The 18,241-nt window shown below is 40.6% G+C and carries 16 protein-coding genes and 2 pseudogenes; 13 read left to right on the top strand and 5 right to left on the bottom strand.

The features are described 5' to 3' along the window. Nucleotides 1-209 precede the first annotated feature (209 nt). The 7 genes and pseudogenes from CDG56_RS03885 (at nt 210) to CDG56_RS03855 (ending at nt 10,552) form a co-directional block, all read left to right on the top strand. Nucleotides 210-850: pseudogene (locus CDG56_RS03885) on the top strand (hypothetical protein). 161 nt (nt 851-1,011) lie between these two features. Next, nucleotides 1,012-2,796, top strand: coding sequence for an ABC transporter substrate-binding protein (locus CDG56_RS03880; RefSeq protein WP_087547040.1), 1,785 nt, complete (start codon nt 1,012-1,014; stop codon nt 2,794-2,796). Nucleotides 2,797-2,810: 14 nt separating this feature from the next. Further along, nucleotides 2,811-4,625 carry an ABC transporter substrate-binding protein gene (locus tag CDG56_RS03875; RefSeq protein ID WP_087546988.1) on the top strand — a complete coding sequence of 605 codons (1,815 nt, stop codon included), beginning with the start codon at nt 2,811-2,813 and terminating at the stop codon, nt 4,623-4,625. Nucleotides 4,626-4,683: 58 nt separating this feature from the next. Next, the gene (locus tag CDG56_RS03870) at nt 4,684-6,702 is read left to right on the top strand and encodes a M3 family metallopeptidase (RefSeq protein WP_087546987.1); all 2,019 of its coding nucleotides are present in this window, start codon (nt 4,684-4,686) and stop codon (nt 6,700-6,702) included. 12 nt (nt 6,703-6,714) lie between these two features. After that, complete coding sequence (locus CDG56_RS03865; RefSeq protein ID WP_087546986.1) at nt 6,715-7,653, top strand: ABC transporter permease; 939 nt, start codon at nt 6,715-6,717, stop codon at nt 7,651-7,653. A 10-nt stretch (nt 7,654-7,663) separates the two neighbouring features. Beyond that, nucleotides 7,664-8,806, top strand: coding sequence for an ABC transporter permease (locus CDG56_RS03860; protein ID WP_087546985.1), 1,143 nt, complete (start codon nt 7,664-7,666; stop codon nt 8,804-8,806). Nucleotides 8,807-8,818: 12 nt separating this feature from the next. Beyond that, entirely contained in the window at nt 8,819-10,552 is a 1,734-nt protein-coding gene (locus CDG56_RS03855; RefSeq protein WP_087546984.1) for an ABC transporter ATP-binding protein, read from the top strand. Between the two features lie 56 nt (nt 10,553-10,608). Here CDG56_RS03855 and rluB read toward each other — a convergent pair whose 3' ends face one another. The 3 genes from rluB to CDG56_RS03840 are packed head-to-tail and all read right to left on the bottom strand — an operon-like array spanning nt 10,609 to nt 12,984. Continuing rightward, nucleotides 10,609-11,553, bottom strand: a complete 945-nt coding sequence (gene rluB / locus CDG56_RS03850; protein WP_087546983.1) for a 23S rRNA pseudouridine(2605) synthase RluB — start codon at nt 11,551-11,553, stop codon at nt 10,609-10,611. Between the two features lie 40 nt (nt 11,554-11,593). Next, nucleotides 11,594-12,193 (bottom strand): SMC-Scp complex subunit ScpB, encoded by a 600-nt coding sequence (gene scpB, locus CDG56_RS03845; protein ID WP_004663573.1) that lies wholly within the window; start codon nt 12,191-12,193, stop codon nt 11,594-11,596. Beyond that, nucleotides 12,190-12,984, bottom strand: coding sequence for a segregation and condensation protein A (locus tag CDG56_RS03840; RefSeq protein WP_087546982.1), 795 nt, complete (start codon nt 12,982-12,984; stop codon nt 12,190-12,192). The genes scpB and CDG56_RS03840 overlap by 4 nt, the downstream gene beginning before the upstream one ends. Nucleotides 12,985-13,227: 243 nt before the next feature. Between CDG56_RS03840 and CDG56_RS16860 the strand changes: the two are divergent. Then, a pseudogene (locus CDG56_RS16860) lies at nt 13,228-13,686 on the top strand (hypothetical protein). A gap of 14 nt (nt 13,687-13,700) precedes the next feature. Here the strand turns inward: CDG56_RS16860 and CDG56_RS03830 are convergent. Together CDG56_RS03830 and CDG56_RS03825 are read right to left on the bottom strand one after the other, a co-directional pair. Beyond that, the gene (locus CDG56_RS03830; protein WP_087544727.1) at nt 13,701-14,318 is read right to left on the bottom strand and encodes an L-threonylcarbamoyladenylate synthase; all 618 of its coding nucleotides are present in this window, start codon (nt 14,316-14,318) and stop codon (nt 13,701-13,703) included. Nucleotides 14,319-14,409: 91 nt separating this feature from the next. Further along, entirely contained in the window at nt 14,410-15,072 is a 663-nt protein-coding gene (locus CDG56_RS03825; RefSeq protein WP_087546980.1) for an elongation factor P hydroxylase, read from the bottom strand. Between the two features lie 95 nt (nt 15,073-15,167). Here CDG56_RS03825 and CDG56_RS03820 point away from each other — a divergent pair, with 95 nt between their 5' ends. The 5 genes from CDG56_RS03820 to acpP all read left to right on the top strand — a co-directional run bounded on the left by CDG56_RS03820 (nt 15,168) and on the right by acpP (nt 18,235). After that, nucleotides 15,168-15,728, top strand: a complete 561-nt coding sequence (locus CDG56_RS03820) for a YceD family protein (protein ID WP_004663562.1) — start codon at nt 15,168-15,170, stop codon at nt 15,726-15,728. 78 nt (nt 15,729-15,806) lie between these two features. Then, on the top strand, nt 15,807-15,992 hold the full coding sequence (rpmF, locus tag CDG56_RS03815) for a 50S ribosomal protein L32 (RefSeq protein WP_004638135.1): 186 nt from the start codon (nt 15,807-15,809) through the stop codon (nt 15,990-15,992). A 196-nt stretch (nt 15,993-16,188) separates the two neighbouring features. Next, nucleotides 16,189-17,181: an ACP S-malonyltransferase gene (gene fabD, locus CDG56_RS03810; protein ID WP_087546979.1), complete on the top strand. Its 993-nt coding sequence runs from the start codon at nt 16,189-16,191 to the stop codon at nt 17,179-17,181. Then, nucleotides 17,178-17,912 (top strand): 3-oxoacyl-ACP reductase FabG, encoded by a 735-nt coding sequence (fabG, locus tag CDG56_RS03805; RefSeq protein WP_087546978.1) that lies wholly within the window; start codon nt 17,178-17,180, stop codon nt 17,910-17,912. The genes fabD and fabG overlap by 4 nt, the downstream gene beginning before the upstream one ends. Nucleotides 17,913-17,998: 86 nt before the next feature. Next, nucleotides 17,999-18,235 (top strand): acyl carrier protein, encoded by a 237-nt coding sequence (gene acpP / locus CDG56_RS03800; protein ID WP_004655272.1) that lies wholly within the window; start codon nt 17,999-18,001, stop codon nt 18,233-18,235. Nucleotides 18,236-18,241: the final 6 nt, after the last annotated feature.

The raw sequence follows: 18,241 nt of genomic DNA, 5'->3' as shown, positions 1-18,241 counted from the left end.
GGAGGGCGGCAAGGATGCCGCCAAGTTAGAGTGCTTTGCGCTGCTTTCAAAGCCTTGCTTTGAAATTGCTCAGGACGTACTGTCAGTCTAACAAAAGATTTTTGTTACTTTTTATCTTTGAAAAGTAAGATGATATTCCTGTAATTAGATGATAGATCGAGAAGACTCAGCTAAGATTATTTTCAGGTTTAGTTTCTAAGGAAATCATAATGAATAAAAAGAATTTTATTTATATAACCCTCTGCCTGTCAGGTTTAATCTCGACAACTCATGCTGCTGTACCCACAGATAAAACCATCATCAGTTGGATCACCAACTTACAAGATTCAAATGCCAATCCACCGCAAGCGATTCTGATTGACCATACTGAAAAAGTGAAACTGGTTTCAGGGGAAGAGGCCTATTTATCAGGTGTGAGTTTTGACAATGCAGGACGTAATTTTTGGGCTGGTTATGTATTAACCCGTCCAAAATTAAAACAGGCTCGAATCTTAAAAGAGTTTGGTGGCCAATCAAATAGCTTTAAAGTGCATTCAACCGTTTATAAAGGCAAACCGATTCAACTGATCGAAATTGAAAGTGCTGGTTCAGGGCAGGGCACAGTCGAGTCGAGTAAAAGCTTAGTTTATTTCACGCAGTGGAGGAATCTTCTTATGACGGTCGCTACGATGAAAAACTGGGCGCAGAAGATTGCCGTACTGGCCGAGACAATTCGGGTTATTTAAATGTGATGCCTTATTCACCTTACGTTGTGAAAACAACGGTGACAGGAAATGCTTGTAATAACAAACCACAAGGCTATAAGGTGAGTAGTAAATTGATTCCAATTGTGATTAATGAAATAAAATAGATAAACAAGAGTATGTTTTGATTGCTTGTTAAATTTTTTATAAGAGATAATGATTTGATAAAAATACTGAATTATTAAATAGTTAAAGTAAGTTTATTTATAAAGTTGAATACAATCTAAAAGTTTAGTATTTATTAAAAAACGATGATGTGAGCACTGATTTGAAGTCAACTTTTTTTACGGTCACTGTATTATCAACCGTTATTGTATTTATGCCGATGGGGTATGCAAAAACACCTGCTCAGGCAGATAAAGTACTCCGTGTTGCTTTTGAAGCCCCAGATGATGGTTTTGATATGGTTAAAACTTTTAATTTTTACAGCGGAAATGTCGCCGATGTAATTTTTGAAAGATTGCTTCAATACGATTATCTCGCTAACCCAGTAAAATTGGTTCCATCTACAGCAGAAAGCCTACCTGTGATTGAAAAAAATGGTCAGGTTTATATATTTAAAATAAAGCCAGGGATTTATTTTACCGATGATCCTGCATTTAAAAGTAAACGCAGAGAGTTGGTTGCAGAAGATTATGTTTACTCGATTAAACGCATTTTAGACCCTAAAAATCATGCGCCTTCTTTTTCTTTTATTGATAACAAATTAGTTGGTGCAAATGCACTGGTGGACCAAGCAAAAAAAACGGGCACATTTAACTATGATGCCAAGATTGACGGCGTTAAAGCACTGGATAAATATACGATTCAATTTACCTTGACGCAACCTGATTATAATTTTCCTTATATTCTTGCCTATAGCACATTTGGAGCGACGGCTAGAGAAGTGGTTGAATATTATAAAGATCAATTAGGCATGCATCCTGTGGGAACAGGGCCTTATATGTTGAGTCGATATGTCCCACGTAGCAAGATTGAACTGATTGCCAATCCAGATTATCGCGGCTTTGTTTGGAATTTTAAGTCCACGGGAACAGCGTGGGATAATCAACTCGTCAAGCAAATGAGTGGCAAGCGTATGCCACAAATTGGCAAAGTCAATATCAGCATTATCGAAGAAGAACAATCACGTTGGCTGGCTTTTCAGTCCAAACAACTGGATTTTGATAAGGTCACTTCAAGTGCAATTCCTAAAGTGCTTGATCAAAATAATCAGTTAAAAGCAGAAATGCAAAAGCAGGGTATACGTTTGTATGCCAATAAAGAGGCAGAGATCACCTATTCAATGTTGAATATGCGTGATCCTGTTGTTGGAGGGAATAGCCTAGATAAAATTGCGTTAAGACGTGCCATCGCCATGTCTTTTAATGTCAATGAATATATTCGTATCTTAAGAAAAGGTCAGGCGGTTAAGGCTGAAATGCTGGTACCTGCAGGCATTAATGGTCATAACCCGAATTATCGCAGTAGTATTGGTTATAACCCTGTTTTAGCCAATAAATTACTTGATCATTTTGGCTATAAAAAAGGCCCAGATGGCTATCGTAATTTGCCCAATGGGAAGCCTTTAACCTTAAAAATAAATACCGAGAGTGGTACAGCTTCCGTGATGTATTCTGAATTGTGGAAGAAAAATTTAGATGCAATCGGGATTCGGGCAGACTTTAAAGTCAGTAATTTTGCCGATAACTTAAAAGCCGCAACCCAGTGTCAATACATGATGTGGAGTGGAGCATGGCATGCGGATTATCCAGAGGGTGAAAATTTCACGCAATTGCTTTATGGTCCGAATGTTGGTCGTGGTAATCAATCCTGTTATCAGTCAGCTGCTTATGACAATTTATATAAACAGGCGATGCAGCAAGCCCCTGAAAAACGTATGCCATTCTATGAAAAAATGAGTCGCCAAATTGAAGCAGATGGAACGTGGATTTTACAAGATACACGGATTCGGAACTGGTTGATTCAACCTGATGTGCAGGGATTTAAAGCTCATCCAATTATGAATACCAACTGGCAATACTTAGATATTGTTTCACCCAATCAAAAATAAGTGATGTGTTTATGATGAAGCAAAATTTTAAACTTTCGATGCAACGGACTAGTCTGTTGCTGTTATTGGGGACAACATTAAGTCTAGGGGTAACGATTACAGAAGCGAAAAGCCCTGCCGATCCAAATAAAGTGTTACGTTATGCTTTTCCCGTGGCTGAGACTGGATTTGATCCTGTTGCTGTACAAGATTTATATTCAGCACATATTTTGTATTCAGTGTTTGAAACATTATATACCTATGATTATTTAGCTTTACCCGCAAAACTCGTTCCAAATACGGCGGTGGCTTTGCCAGAAGTGAGTACCGATGGTTTGACCTATACCATTCGAATAAAAAAAGGAATTTATTTCACCCCTGATCCTGTATTTAAAGGCAAAGCGAGAGAATTAACTGCAGCAGACTATGCCTATTCTTTTAAACGTTTGCTCGATCCAAATCTACATTCACCCAACAGTTGGTTGTTTGATGGACGTATCTCAGGAATAGATAGTGCTATCCAGCAAGCAGCGAAAAATGGAAAATTTAATTACGATCAGCCGATTGCAGGGCTACAAACACCAGATCGTTATACTTTGGTGATTCGATTAAAAGAGCCAAATTATAATTTTCCAATGTTACTTGCACATCAACCAACGGGTGCAGTCGCGCGTGAAGTGATTGAACATTATCGTGATAAAGCAGGCTATGCGATGGGACATCCTGTAGGGACAGGGCCTTATGTTCTCGCACAATGGACACCAGGCTCGCGTATTATTTTGAAAGCCAATCCTGATTATCGCGGTTACACATGGAATTTTAAAGCGACCCATCCTGAAGATCAGAAAATCGTACAGCAAATGCAAGGCAAAAAAATGCCGCAGATTGGTGTGGTCGATATTCAAGTGATTGAAGAATCACAGTCAGGATGGTTATCTTTCCAAAAAGATGGGCTAGATATATTTACTTTAGATGGTGAATTACCTGCACAAGCTTTAAAAGATGGTCAGTTAAAGCCAGAGTTGGCAAAAAAAGGGATTCAACTTTCACGTATTGCTGACCCTTCGATTGATTATTTGTATTGGAATATACAAAACCCTGTGGTCGGTGGAGTGAGTAAAGAGAAAATTGCTTTACGCCGTGCAATGGCGATGGCAACCTCTAAAGAGAAATTTATCAACATTTTAGCCAAAGGGAACGCCAAAAATTTAGAATCGCCGATTCCTTATGGTATCGCGGGGCATGATCCCAATTATAGAAGCAGCATTCCGTATTCCGTCAAAGCAGCAAATTTATTACTAGATCGTTATAACTACAAAGTGGGCAAAGATGGTTGGCGGATGTCGCCGAATGGCAAGCCACTGGTGATTGAGTTTATGCCATCCAGTAGCAGTGCACGCAGTATGCAGATGGCAGAACTCCTAAAGAAAGAATTAGCCAATATTAAAGTCAATATGGTTTCTAAACCTGTGCCTTTTGCAGAAGGTTTAAAGGCTGAAAAACAATGTAAAACCATGTTTAAAGCTTCCGCTTGGATTGCAGACTATCCTGATGCAGACAACTTTGTGCAGTTGTTTTATGGCAATAATATTCATGCCACCAACCATACTTGTTTTAAATTGCCAGAATATGATCGTTTATATGAACAGTCATTGAAACTTGCTGATGGTCCTGAACGGAATTTGTTATATCGCAAAATGTCACGGTTGTTAGAGTTTTATGCGCCTGTACAATTCATGTCGACCCGTTACCGTACTGTCGTGGCTCAACCTCGAGTGATTGGCTATAAAAAGCATCCGATTCTGCCCGCAGAATGGATGTACATTGATATGCAAGATAAGCAACCTTAGTCCTATAAAAGGGTTCGCAAGAAACCCAAATGATTGATGAATTAAATTGGAGAGAATAATGGCGAAAAAAATGTTGAAACGATTGACACTATGTCTGTTATCTATGGCGATGACAGGGATGAGTCAAGGCGTGTGGGCAGAAAGCACATCTGCTGTTTTACCTATTTTTAAACTGAATGACAGTGCAGAATGGTGCGATGCGAATTTACACAAGTTACAACAGCGTATTTCTCAACTAGAACAACAATCCATTCAACCGCAATCGACAGCTGCACCTGTTCTAGCTGAATGGGATCAATTGATGGCAAGCTTTGAGGATTTTTCTGGGCCAATTAGCTTATATAGCAATGTGCATCCCGATGCGAAATTTCGTAAGGCTGCTGATGATTGTGAAGTAAAAATCAATCAGTTGCAGACTGAAATTTATCAGAACCCAAAATTGTATCAACGAATTAAAAATACCAAAACAACAGATCCAATTGATCGTAAATATCGTCAAGATATTCTTGATCAATTTGAAGATACAGGCGTGCAGCTTGCACCTGAAAAACGAGCACGTTTAAAACATATATTGGATGAACTCACCAAACTTTCGCAAGAGTTCTCTCGTAATGTCCGTGATAATCCAGAGAAATTAGAATTCACGCCAGCCGAATTAAAGGGACTACCTGAAAGTTATATTTCAGGCTTAAAGAAAAATGATAAAGGCAATTATTTATTGGGTTTTGAATATCCTGAATATCAACCATTTATGGAACTTTCAGACAGTGATGATGCAAGAAAACGTTATCAAACGGCATTTACACGTCGTGGTACAGAAAAGAATTTAGTCCTGCTTAAACAGATTGTCGACTTACGTTATGAATTAGCACAGCTATTTGGTCAGCCAAGTTATGCAGACTGGGCATTAAAGAATCGCATGGCGGAAACACCAAAAACAGTGAATAACTTCTTAGCAGATGTTCATAAAGTCGTGGCACCTTTAGAGCAAAAAGAGGTGCAGGAGTTACGTGCATTTAAAGCTAAAACCCTAAATACTTCTTTGGAAAAAGCTGAAATTAACCGTTGGAATGTGGGGTATTGGAGCGAAAAACTACGCAAGGACAAATATCAGATTGACCAAGAAAAACTGCGTGATTATTTCCCAACACTCGCCGCACAGAAATGGTTATTTGCAATTTCCGAAAATTTGTATGGTATTCAGTTTAAAGCCGCTAAAGTGGATACGTGGCAACAAGAAGTCGAATATTACGATGTTGTAGACCAAAAAACAGGTGAGATATTGGGTAGCTTATATATGGATAAGTTCCCACGTGAAGGTAAATATGGTCATGCAGCAGTATGGGGCGTATATGGGGGCAGTACTTTAAGCAAGCGCAAGCCAATTTCAGTCTTGGTCACTAACTTTAATCGTAAAGGTTTAAACAGCAATGAGCTTGAAACTTTTGTGCATGAGTTTGGGCATGCTTTACATGGCATTTTGTCAAAAACCCGCTATTCGGGTCAGTCAGGAACATCTGTAGAGCGTGATTTTGTTGAAGCACCATCGCAAATGTATGAAGAGTGGGCGCGCCGTAAAGAAACTTTATCTAAAGTCGCTGACTATTGTGATCCTGCTTGTCCGAGAGTGGATGATGCACTGATTGCACGTTTAAAAGCTGTGCATAATTATGGGCGTGGATTGGGGTATGCACGCCAAACGCTTTATGCACAATATGATATGGCATTGCATGTCGCTGATGCACTAAGTGTACAGCCAATGGATGTGTGGAAAAAAATGGAATCGGCAACCGCTCTGGGCTATGTGCCGAATACTGAATTCCCTGGTCAGTTTGGGCATTTGATGGGGTATCAAGCAGGCTATTATGGCTATATGTGGTCAGAAGTCTTGGCACTCGATATGTTGTCTGCTTTTGGTGATAATTTAAACAATCTAGAGGTGGGACAACGCTACCGTCAAACCATTTTGTCACAAGGCAGCCAAAAGAATGCTGCACAACTGGTTAAAGACTTCTTAGGCAGAGAGCCAGATAACAAAGCCTTTTTTAGTGAAATTACAGGTCAACGGGTCAAATAAGGATTTGCCATTATGCTTGCTTATGTCGTACGCAGACTATGGCAAATGATCCCAACCTTGTTGGGTGTCATTTTGCTCATTTTCTTTCTTTTTAACTGGGTAGGGGGAGACCCTGCATATATTTTGGCAGGCAAAATGTCTAGCCCAGAGCAAATCGAAAACATCCGTAAACAATTGGGCGTTGATCAGCCCTATTATGTGCAGCTGTGGATTTTTATTAAACAGATTCTGACTTTCGATTATGGTGCGAGTTGGAGTACGGGAGAATCTGTATCACAAATTATTCTGACGCGCTTAGGACCATCACTAACTTTATTGATTCCGCTCACGATTTTACAAACGGTAATCTCAATTATTCTGGCTTTAGCGGTTGCTTCAGTTCGTGGATCGCTCACAGATCGTATGGTGATGATGCTCTGTACTATTGGCATGTCGATTAGTATTTTGGTTTATATCATCGTGTTCCAGTATGTCTTGGCATATCAACTCAGTTGGTTCCCCGTACAAGGCTGGAGTGATCAGTTTAGTCAAAACTTATTCCAATATTCTTTGCTACCTATCTTAATCATGTTGGTGGTGAGCATTGCCCCAACACTACGTTTATATCGAAGCTTCGTCCTAGATGAAATTAACCAAGATTATGTGCGGACTGCGCGTGCCAAAGGTGTGGGGGAGTCTCGGGTACTGAGTGTACATGTTTTGCGTAATGCATCGATTCCAATTGTCACTGAAGTGATGGCTAGTCTGCCTGCCTTACTGATTGGTGCTTTCCTGATTGAGCGATTCTTTGGTATTCCGGGCATCGGGCGTGAAATTATTATTGCGGTTGAGCGTAGTGATTTCCCTGTAATTAAAGCGATTACCGTATATATCGCTGTTGTGACCATGATTTTTAACTTGATCGCCGATCTGATTTATAAGCTCCTCGATCCTCGCGTACAGTTGAAGTAGGGGAACGATGATGCTAAGTACAATTTTTAAAGGCAAAACCTCCTCAAATGAATCATCGGCTTCAACGGGGCTCTGGCAGTTGGCATTGAATCGGCTGAAATCAGATCGGATCGCCGTGGTTTCTTTCTTGGTGGTGCTGTTTTATTTCATCTTGTTAGGCTTATCCATGACAGGCGTGATTGCTTCCAATTGGAATAAAGAAGTCGCCGTCAGCTACGCGCCACCGACATTTTTAGGGGCGGATACTGAGTCAGATCAAATGAAAGACAGTAGCCAGAAGATAGAGGCATTACCTGAAAATCCAGTTGATCCATTGAAAGATGTGATTCAACAGCTCAATGCCGAAATTCAGGCTGAACAACAAGGTAGCTCAGTCATTGATAATTATGGTGTGGTTGATCCTTTAGCAGAGGATATGCTGCAAATTGATCAACAGCTTGGTGGGCGTCTACTTGATCAAAAACAAGAGTTAAAAACCACGTTGCCTTTTGGGGCAGATAAGTGGGGGCAAGATGTGCTGCTCAAAACTATTAAAGGTGCTGAAACCTCAATTCTGGTCGGTTTGTTATCTGCTTTATTGGCGGTGGTGATTGGTACTTTTCTTGGCGCGATTGCAGGTTATTTTGGCGGTTGGATTGATGATGTACTGAACTGGTTCTATAACATTTTCACTTCGATTCCTTATCTGCTATTAGTGCTCGCGATCGCTGCGGTACTCCAACAAAAAGGAATTTTGTCAATTGTTTTGATTTTAGGTCTAACGGGTTGGACTGGGGTATTTCGTTTGGTTCGTGCTGAATATATGAAGCACAAATCGCGTGAATATGTGCTTGCCGCCAAAGCCATTGGAGTGAGTCATTTACGCCGTATGTTTGTGCATATTTTCCCGAATGTCAGTCATATCGCGTTGGTTCAAATTTCGATTCTGGTGGTGTCATTCATTAAATCTGAAGTGATTCTGAGCTTCCTTGGTTTTGGGGTGCCTGTGGGGGTGGTGTCATGGGGCAGTATGCTCAATGAAGCACAAAGTGAATTGATCTTGGGGAAATGGTGGCAATTGGCAGCGGCATCTATCGCAATGGCGGTGTTGGTTACTGCATTCTCCATGTTTACCGATGCATTGCGTGATGCTTTAGATCCTAAGTTGAAATAGCGGAGAAAAAATATGCAACCTCAAAATGAAACACCGCTATTACAGGTAGACGATCTTCGGGTCAGCTTTAAAGGTGAAAATAAACAATGGATCGAAACGGTTAAAGGAATTTCATTTTCAATTCCTAAAAATAAAACCGTGGCTTTGGTCGGAGAGTCGGGCAGTGGTAAATCGGTTACTTCCCTAGCGGTGATGGGTCTATTACCGAAAGGACAAAGTCAAATTGCAGCGCAAAGTCGTATTACTTTTGAGGGTAAGGATTTACTGAATTTATCTGCAAAAGAAATTCGGAAAATCTGTGGTAAGGAAATTGCCATGATTTTCCAAGAGCCGATGTCTTCATTGAATCCTGTATTTACCGTGGGTGATCAGATTGCCGAAGTGCTATGCATTCATTTAGGCATGGGACGCAAGCAGGCCAGAGTACGAGTGCTTGAGTTACTTCGAGAAGTCGGTATCCCTGCACCTGAAACAAAAATAGATGCGTATCCAAGTCAGCTTTCTGGTGGTCAGCAGCAACGGGTGATGATTGCGATGGCAATCGCCTGTGAACCAAAATTATTGATTGCGGATGAACCAACCACGGCTTTAGATGTCACTATTCAAAAGCAAATCATTGATTTGTTGGAATCATTACGACAACGCCATCAAATGTCGATGCTTTTCATCACACATGATTTAGCACTGGTTGGCGAAATTGCTGATGAAGTGATCGTAATGCGCCACGGTGAAATCCGTGAATGTGGCGCTGTTGAGCAAGTGTTAGAACAACCGAAAGATGTATACACCCGTGCTTTGTTGCACTGCCGACCACAACTTTCAACCCGACCATACCGTTTACCTGTGACCAGTGATTTTATGAAGCAGGACGAAAATGGACAATTGATTGAAGCAACCAATTTGTCCGAATTAAATCTGAAACAGCGTGTCCGTGGTTTGTCTGGTGATGAACCGATTGTGCTTGATGTTAAAGATCTGAAAAAGTCGTTTTATAGCCGTAAAGGTTTATGGGGGCGAGAGGAATTTCAGGCCGTAAAAGGCGTGTCCTTCCAACTGGCTAAAGGCAAGACTTTAGGTTTGGTTGGAGAGTCTGGTTCTGGGAAAACCACCATTGGTCTATTGTTAATGCGTTTGCATGAGGCGACAGGTGGGCAGGTTATGATTGGCGGAAAAGATATTTTTGCCATGACTGAGAAAGAATTTTCACGGTATCAACGTAAGATTCAAATTATTTTCCAGAACCCTTATGCTTCACTCAATCCACGCTTTACCATCGGGCAGATTTTATTAGAACCGATGCGGATTCATGGCATAGGTCAGAATGATGCCGAACGTAAAAAGATGGCATTGGAACTGTTAGAACGAGTCAGTTTGCCTGCGCAAGCCTATGATCGTTATCCGCATGAGTTTTCAGGTGGGCAGCGGCAACGGATTGCCATCGCACGCTGTCTGACTTTAAAACCTGAGATTTTGATCTGTGATGAATCTGTTTCTGCTTTAGATGTTTCAGTGCAGGCGCAAGTATTGAATTTATTGCAGGACCTACAGGATGAATTTGGTTTGAGTTATATCTTTATTTCGCATGATTTATCTGTAGTGAAATATATTTCAGACCAAGTAATGGTGATGAATCATGGTGAGTTGGTTGAAATTGCCAATTCGGATGAGTTGTATTTACATCCACAACATGAATATACCAAGAAACTGCTGAATGCCATTCCGCAGGGGGTAAACCATCATCATTAAAATTCAAGCATAAAAAACGCTCTAATCAGAGCGTTTTTTCATTTTAAAGCCAAGAATTAGAACTTCTTAAAGCCTTTATTAAAACCAATGGTTTTACGACCATTGTTGCTATTATTACCGTTATTACTAGAACGTTGCTGGTCCTGTTGTTCATCATCACGGCGCTGTTGACGTAAATAACCACCACGACGTGCAGCCAATGGTTTTTCTGCCATTTTTTCAGTACGACGTTTCGCCATACCGAATAAGCCAGTACCTTGACGTGGTTTTAATTCCACTGATTTCGCTAAGTTGTCGATATCAGTTTTATCTAATTCCATCCAACGACCTGTACGTAATTCACGTGGCAAAATGACAGTGCCATAACGGGTACGTAACAAGCGACTTACTTTTAAGCTTTGTGATTCAAAGATACGACGTACTTCGCGATTACGACCTTCTTTCACCACAACTTGATACCAACGGTTGATACCTTCACCGCCAATTTCAGAGAATGATTCGAATTTGGCTGGACCATCTTCAAGTTCAACACCTTTCAGCATGTTATTGCGAATTTGTGGCGTGACTTCACCCATCACACGTACCGCATATTCACGCTCAACTTCGTTTGAAGGATGCATCAAACGATTCGCAAGTTCACCATCATTCGTGAATAACAATAAACCAGTACTGTTAATATCCAGACGCCCTACCATTACCCAACGGTCATTTGCGATTTGTGGCAAATGATCAAATACAGTTGGACGTTTCTCAGGATCATTGCGTGAGCAAATTTCACCCTCTGGTTTATAATAAATGAGAACACGGCGGCGAATTTCATCTTCTACCTGAAACTGAACTTTACGACCATCGATACGGAGTTCATCTGTAGGTTCAATACGTTCACCCACTTGAGCAATTTTTCCATTGATACTGACGCGACCAGCAGCAATGACTTCCTCCATATAGCGACGTGAGCCTAACCCGACTCTCGCTAACACCTTTTGTAATTTTTCACTCATGACAGCACAACCTTAGACATAATGATCAACAGTTCACCTCTCAAGACTTCGGTGCATGTGCATCGAGTGTCATGAATGCTTCCTTGGCGTTCTGCAGGGGAGGCAATTGACCTAGCGAGGCTAAACCAAATGCATTTAAAAATTGGGGCGTTGTGACTAACAACGCAGGTCTTCCAGGTAAATCTCTAAAACCAGATTCTTTGATCCAGTTCCAGTCAAATAAGTTTCTCAAGATCTGACTATTATTCGATACACCACGAATCTGTTCAATATCAGCACGTGTAACAGGCTGATGGTATGCAATCACTGCGACTGTTTCGAGTAGCGAGGGCGATAATTTGGTTGGGCGTTCTGGCCAAACCTGCGCAATAATATTGCGATACTTTGCTCGTACCTGAAAGCGGAACCCTTGAGCTGTCTCAATTAACTCAATTGAACGGCCATGTTGCAACATCGCAAGTTGCTGTAAAAAATGACGTAATTGTTGTTTATTATATTGGTTTTGAAATGCTTCTTTTAGTCGAGCAAGTGAAACTGGTGAGTCACTAGCGAACAAAATTGCTTCAATCTGTAATAAGACATCGTGATGAATATCTTCAAGTGACATTCCTTCATTGGTGTCAAATGGATCTAAACTCATGCTGCAATGCCTTGAACTGTTAAAGGAGCTTCAATACCTGTATGGATGATTTGAATTTTTTGCTGGCGCGTGAGTTCAAGCACTGCCATAAAAGTCACCACCATGCCCATACGACCTTGCATAGGATTTAATAATTCCATAAAACTTAATGCTTCACCTGATGCAAGTTGACCTTCAATAAATGCTATACGTTCTTCGAGCAGCACTGGTTCCTGCGCAACAATATGTGTGATCGGTTCTGGACGATTAAACACACAAAATAGTGCATCACGTAAGGCATCGACATCATAACCTTCATAAATTGGAGCAATATGTCCAAGACTTACATTGGCACTAAAAGTATCTCTTTCAAAGATTGGCATTTGTCCCAATCGTTCAGCTGCTTGCTTAATACGGAGGTATGTTTCTAAACGATCAATCAATTCTTGTTTAGGATCTTTTTCAAATTGATCAACTAGAGTTGGTTTTGGAAGCAATAATCGTGATTTCAAATCAGCGAGTAATGCTGCCATCACCATATAATCAGCAGTTAATTCGATATTCAAAGACTTCATACTATCCATATAGGATAAATACTGGGTTGCAATTGGTGAAATATCTAACTGTAAAAGATCAAAGCCATTTTTCTGAATCAAATAAATCAGAAAGTCTAATGGCCCTTCAAACTGCTCCAGTAAAATTTCAAATGCCGCAGGTGGAATGTACAAATCTTCGGGTATAGTCTCCTGCCACTCGTCAAGCACGCGAATGGATGGAGTAGGCTCCAGAACTGAGGGGAGAGTTTGATTCATTACCGTTATAAGCCACGCGAATTTTCAAAAGCATGAAAGATATAATTTTGTGTGCAAGGACGACACAATGCTACCAAGAGCTTGGCTATTCTAATCGAAATAGCAAATTTAATAAATTACTCACTTACAAAAACCTTAAAGTTCTCAGGGTATTTTTTATTGTGATGCAATTTCACATTGAACAGAACTAAAGCTATGTTTAAATGGGTTTCCAAAAAGGCTTTAATTAAACGATAACAGCCAATGAGAAATTATTTAAAAACACAACAGAATCAGTTTGGGCAAATGACTGGTTCTTCACTTGATGAAAATGTGACTGCTTTTACTGTTCAGGGCGATATATTGGGACGATATGTCAAGCTGGTCGATGGAGCTGATGGCATAACAGATCAGGCGCCAGGGTAGTTATGGGAAGCGGTATCGACAGAACCTGATGAACGATGCTGGACCTATCTGCCATATTCTGCCCCACAGAGCCAGCAAAGCCTAAAAGATTCATTAAAAAATTTGGTGGTGTTTCAATACCAGGGATTGTTTCGCCAAGATCGGATCATAAAAGGGCACAATCGAAATACTGCATGGTTTTCGATTGTTGATGATGAGTGGTCGGAATTAAAAAATGCTTATCAGCAATGGTTAAACCCAGACAATTTTGATTGGCAGGGTATTCAGAAACAGAAGTTGTCTGATTTTTTTGATTGAATAAGGATCAGTGCTTATTCAAATGCACTGACATCGCCAACGCCACGGCGAACAATCACAGGATTTTCTCCAGATAAATCCACGATACTGGTGGTGGACAAGGTACCGAAGCCGCTGTCAATAAACACATCAATGCGTTTACCGAGCTGATTTTCAATATCATAAGGATCATCAAGCGGATCTTTTTGATCAGGCAAGATCAATGTACTGGTGAGTAACGGTTCGCCAAGTTCTTGTAATAGAGCTTGTGCAACAGGATTACTTGGAATACGCAGACCAATTGTTTTTTTCTTTGGGTGCATTAAGCGTTTTGGCACTTCACTGGTAGCAGGTAAAATAAATGTGGTAATAGCAGGGGTATTGGCTTTTAACAGTCTGTACATCGCATTATCGACTTTTGCATAAGTTGCAATATCAGATAAATCACAACACATAATTGCATATTGATGTTTAGGACCTAAGCCACGAATCTGAGCTATTCGCTCCATCGCACTTTTATTCCCAATCTGACAACCAATCGCATAGGCTGCATCAGTTGGATAAACCACCACATCACCCGCACGAATACGTTCAACCGCCTGAGTGATTAAGCGAGCCTGTGGATTTTCAGGATGAATATGTAAATGTAACATTATTATTGTAACTCCCTGATCTTTATGGCTGAATTAAGTATGAAACTTGTTCTAGTAAAGATGCAAGTCTTAGATGTGTTAATTTTGTCATTCAATCAAGTAATTCACGTTTAAATTCATTTAGTTGTAATGGTAAGCCATTACGGGTACAAACACAGATATAGTGAATAAAAAGTGCAGCATCTCGTGGCAAAGTGGCTTCACCTGAAAAATAACGTTGTACTTGAGCAAAAACATTATCTTTAAATTGTGTTCCATTGCCGCTATCACCCGTTAGATTATCTAAAGAGACACGAAACTTTCGACCAAAGGCTGTTGCAAATAACCATTCAATGGCTTGAGGCTTAATTTCAACTTGTTCAAATAAAGCTTGCTGTTCTGCAGTACGACCATCGGGTGCATACCAATAACCTAAATCAGGTAAAAGGCGACGTTTTTCACCTGAAATACTCCAATGACTAATTTCATGCAAGGCACTGTTAAAGAAACCATGTGCAAATTGGATTTTTGCAGGCTGTTGATTTATGGCTGGGAAATATTCTGGTTCAAAATCACCTTTAACAAGCGTGACATTATGGTGGGAAAACCAGTGATTAAAGTGTAAAATAAGCCAATCAACCTGTTCTGGTTCTGTTGTTAACGTTTTCCAAGATGAGCGTTGCACTTGATCTGGTGTTAACATAGGAGCAGTGATTGAATGGGGGCTAACAAGTGATGAAGTTGTTACTTCAAGTTGCGGCTGCAACAGATGCATTGCTGTGTTACCACGAGTTCTGTCTAAAGAAGTGCAAAATTGTATCTTAATCTTTGACAGAGTACCGATGAATTTGTAGAATTGCCGCCTTAATTATGTCAGCAAATACTTTTCCAAGCCAAATCGAGCCATTTAAATGGGCTGAACAGGGCTATACATGGTCAGGAACACTGCCATTGTCTCGCTTTGCTCGTATTGCTCGAGAAGCTGTTGGTTCAATTGATGATCAATTGATCAACATAGACTGTAAGCTATCAATGGATGCCTATCATCGCATTGTATGGTTAGATGGACATATTGATACTAAAGTTCCAATGGAATGCCAACGTTGTTTGGGATCTGTTGAAATTGAATTAGTCTCAGAATTTCATTTAGCTTTAATTGATGATGAGTCACTGATAGAGCGATTGGATGAGGATGCTGATTTCATCGTTTTAGGTGAAAGTGAATCGTCGAAAAAAGGGAGTATTGATACACCTGCTTCGATTGATTTACTCGCATTACTAGAAGATGAATTGTTATTGTTGATGCCTTTGTCTCCCAAACATGATGTTTGTGAGCATAAACATCAACCTGTCGTTCAGGATGTTGTCGAAGAAAAGCGGGATAACCCGTTTGATGTTTTGGCAAGTTTGAAAGGCAAACTTAACTCATAACACAATTTGTGTTATCATGTTGAGTTAAGACAACTGAATTTGTTCTGATCCATTTTTCGATCTTTGTAAGGAGCCATCATGGCCGTTCAGCAAAACCGTAAAAGTCGCTCTCGCCGTGACATGCGCCGTTCACATGACGCTTTAACCGAGAATGCATTATCTGTAGACCAAACTACTGGTGAAACTCATCGTCGTCACCACGTGACTAAAGACGGTATTTACCGTGGTCGTCAATTATTCGCTAAAGCAGCTGATGCTGAATAATTGAGTTATATGCATTAAGCGTTAGCTTAAAGTATAAAAAAATGGGAGCGAAAGCTCCCTTTTTTGTTGTTTTTCGCAATTAAAAAACGATTTAATCAATGGTAAATTGCCGCATCGGAAAAGAGTCTGTTGTCATTCTCATGTAGAATCATGAGTGTTGATAAAACTGGCGATAGACCATTTTAAGGATTTTTATATGTCGACTAAGCGACTTGAGCAGGCTGCTCAAGCAACAAAAACAGCATTTGTTTTTCCTGGTCAAGGTTCACAAAAAGTAGGGATGCTAGCTGAGCTTGCAGAGCAGTTTAGTGTCGTTCGAGATACCTTTGCAGAAGCATCAGCAGCACTTGGTTTTGATCTTTGGCAGATTGCCCAAAGTGGTGAGGGCTTAGATCAAACTGAAAATACTCAACCAGTGTTGCTAACAGCAAGTATTGCTTTATGGCGTGTATGGTTAGAGTTAGGTGGTATAGCACCGAAATACTTGGCTGGACATTCTTTGGGAGAATATAGTGCGCTTGTTGCAGCAGAGGCAATGACTCTAGCTGATGCGGTTAAATTAGTCCATTTACGGGGAAAATTGATGCAGAGTGCTGTTCCTCAAGGTACAGGCGCAATGGCTGCAATTCTTGGTTTAGCTGATGAGAAAGTGATCGAGCTTTGCCAAAAAGTGAATGCATCTGCGGCAGGCCAAGGTTCGGTTGAAGCGGCGAATTATAATGCACAAGGTCAGGTGGTGATTGCAGGCAGTACAGCTTTGGTTCAGCAAGTCATGGCTGAAGCAAAAGAGCAATCTGGTAAAGCGATTGCATTGCCTGTTTCTGTTCCGTCACATTGTACCTTGATGAAACCAGCAGCAGAAAAGTTTGCTGAAGCTTTGGAACAAACTGCCATTGAGCTACCCCACCTTCCTGTAATACAAAATGTCAACGCGGAAATCGCGACAGATGTTGCTCAATTACGTCAGGCATTAACGGCTCAGTTATATCAGTCAGTTCAATGGACACGTACCATGCAATATCTTCAAGATGAAGGTGTGCAGTATGTGGTTGAATGTGGACCAGGTACAGTACTCAGCAATCTTGCCAAGCGATTACCCAACATAGAAAAAGCATTTGCGATTGATAGCAAAGCACGTATGGAAGATGCCCTAAACGCAGTGTTAGTGGCAGAAGGAAAAATTGCATGACACAACAACGAAAAGTTGCGTTAGTGACAGGAGCAAGCCGTGGTATTGGCGCAGCAATTGCACAGCAACTCATTCAAGACGGTTATTTTGTGGTAGGCACCGCAACTTCTGAATCAGGTGCACAAAAACTGACAGAAAGCTTTGCTGAACATGGAGCAGGTGCTGTACTCGATGTTCGTGATGGTGCAGCGATTGATGCACTTGTATCAGATATTGAACAAAAATATGGTTCAGTACTGATCTTGGTGAACAACGCAGGCATTACCAAAGATAACTTGTTGCTTCGTATGTCGGAAGATGATTGGGACGATATTCTCAATATACATCTGAAAGCCGTATACCGCTTGTCTAAGCGCGTATTGAAAGGTATGACCAAAGCACGTTTTGGCCGCATTATTAACATTAGTTCAGTGGTTGCACATTTTGCGAATCCTGGACAAGCGAACTACTCAGCAGCAAAAGCAGGGATTGAAGCATTCAGTCGTAGCTTAGCCAAAGAGATGGGGAGCCGTCAGATTACAGTGAACAGTGTTGCACCTGGTTTCATTGCCACTGAAATGACTGATCAGTTAAGCGAAGATATTCGTAAAAAAATGACTGATCAAGTAGCTTTAAGTCGTCTAGGTGAACCTCAAGATATTGCTAATGCAGTGAGTTTCCTGGCTAGCGATAAGGCTAGTTACATTACTGGTACAGTTTTACACGTAAATGGTGGTCTATACATGGCCTAACTGGCGATGTATAAACTTTTAAAAGTTTTTATATTCAATTAAACTAGTGGCAAATTAAAACGCCACAAGCAATGAGGAGAATTCCTGTGAGCGATATCGAACAACGCATCAAACAAGCTGTAGCTGAACAATTAGGTATGCGTGCTGAAGAGATTAAAAACGAAGCATCTTTCATGGATGACTTAGGTGCTGACTCTTTAGATTTGGTTGAACTTGTAATGTCTTTCGAAAATGATTTTGATATCACGATTCCAGACGAAGATTCTAATGAAATCACGACTGTTCAATCTGCAATTGATTATGTAACTAAGAAACTTGGTTAATCATAT

This window comes from Acinetobacter sp. WCHA39 (assembly GCF_002165385.1).
Lineage (GTDB): Bacteria > Pseudomonadota > Gammaproteobacteria > Pseudomonadales > Moraxellaceae > Acinetobacter.
This window is presented reverse-complemented; position numbering and strand designations above follow the sequence as displayed.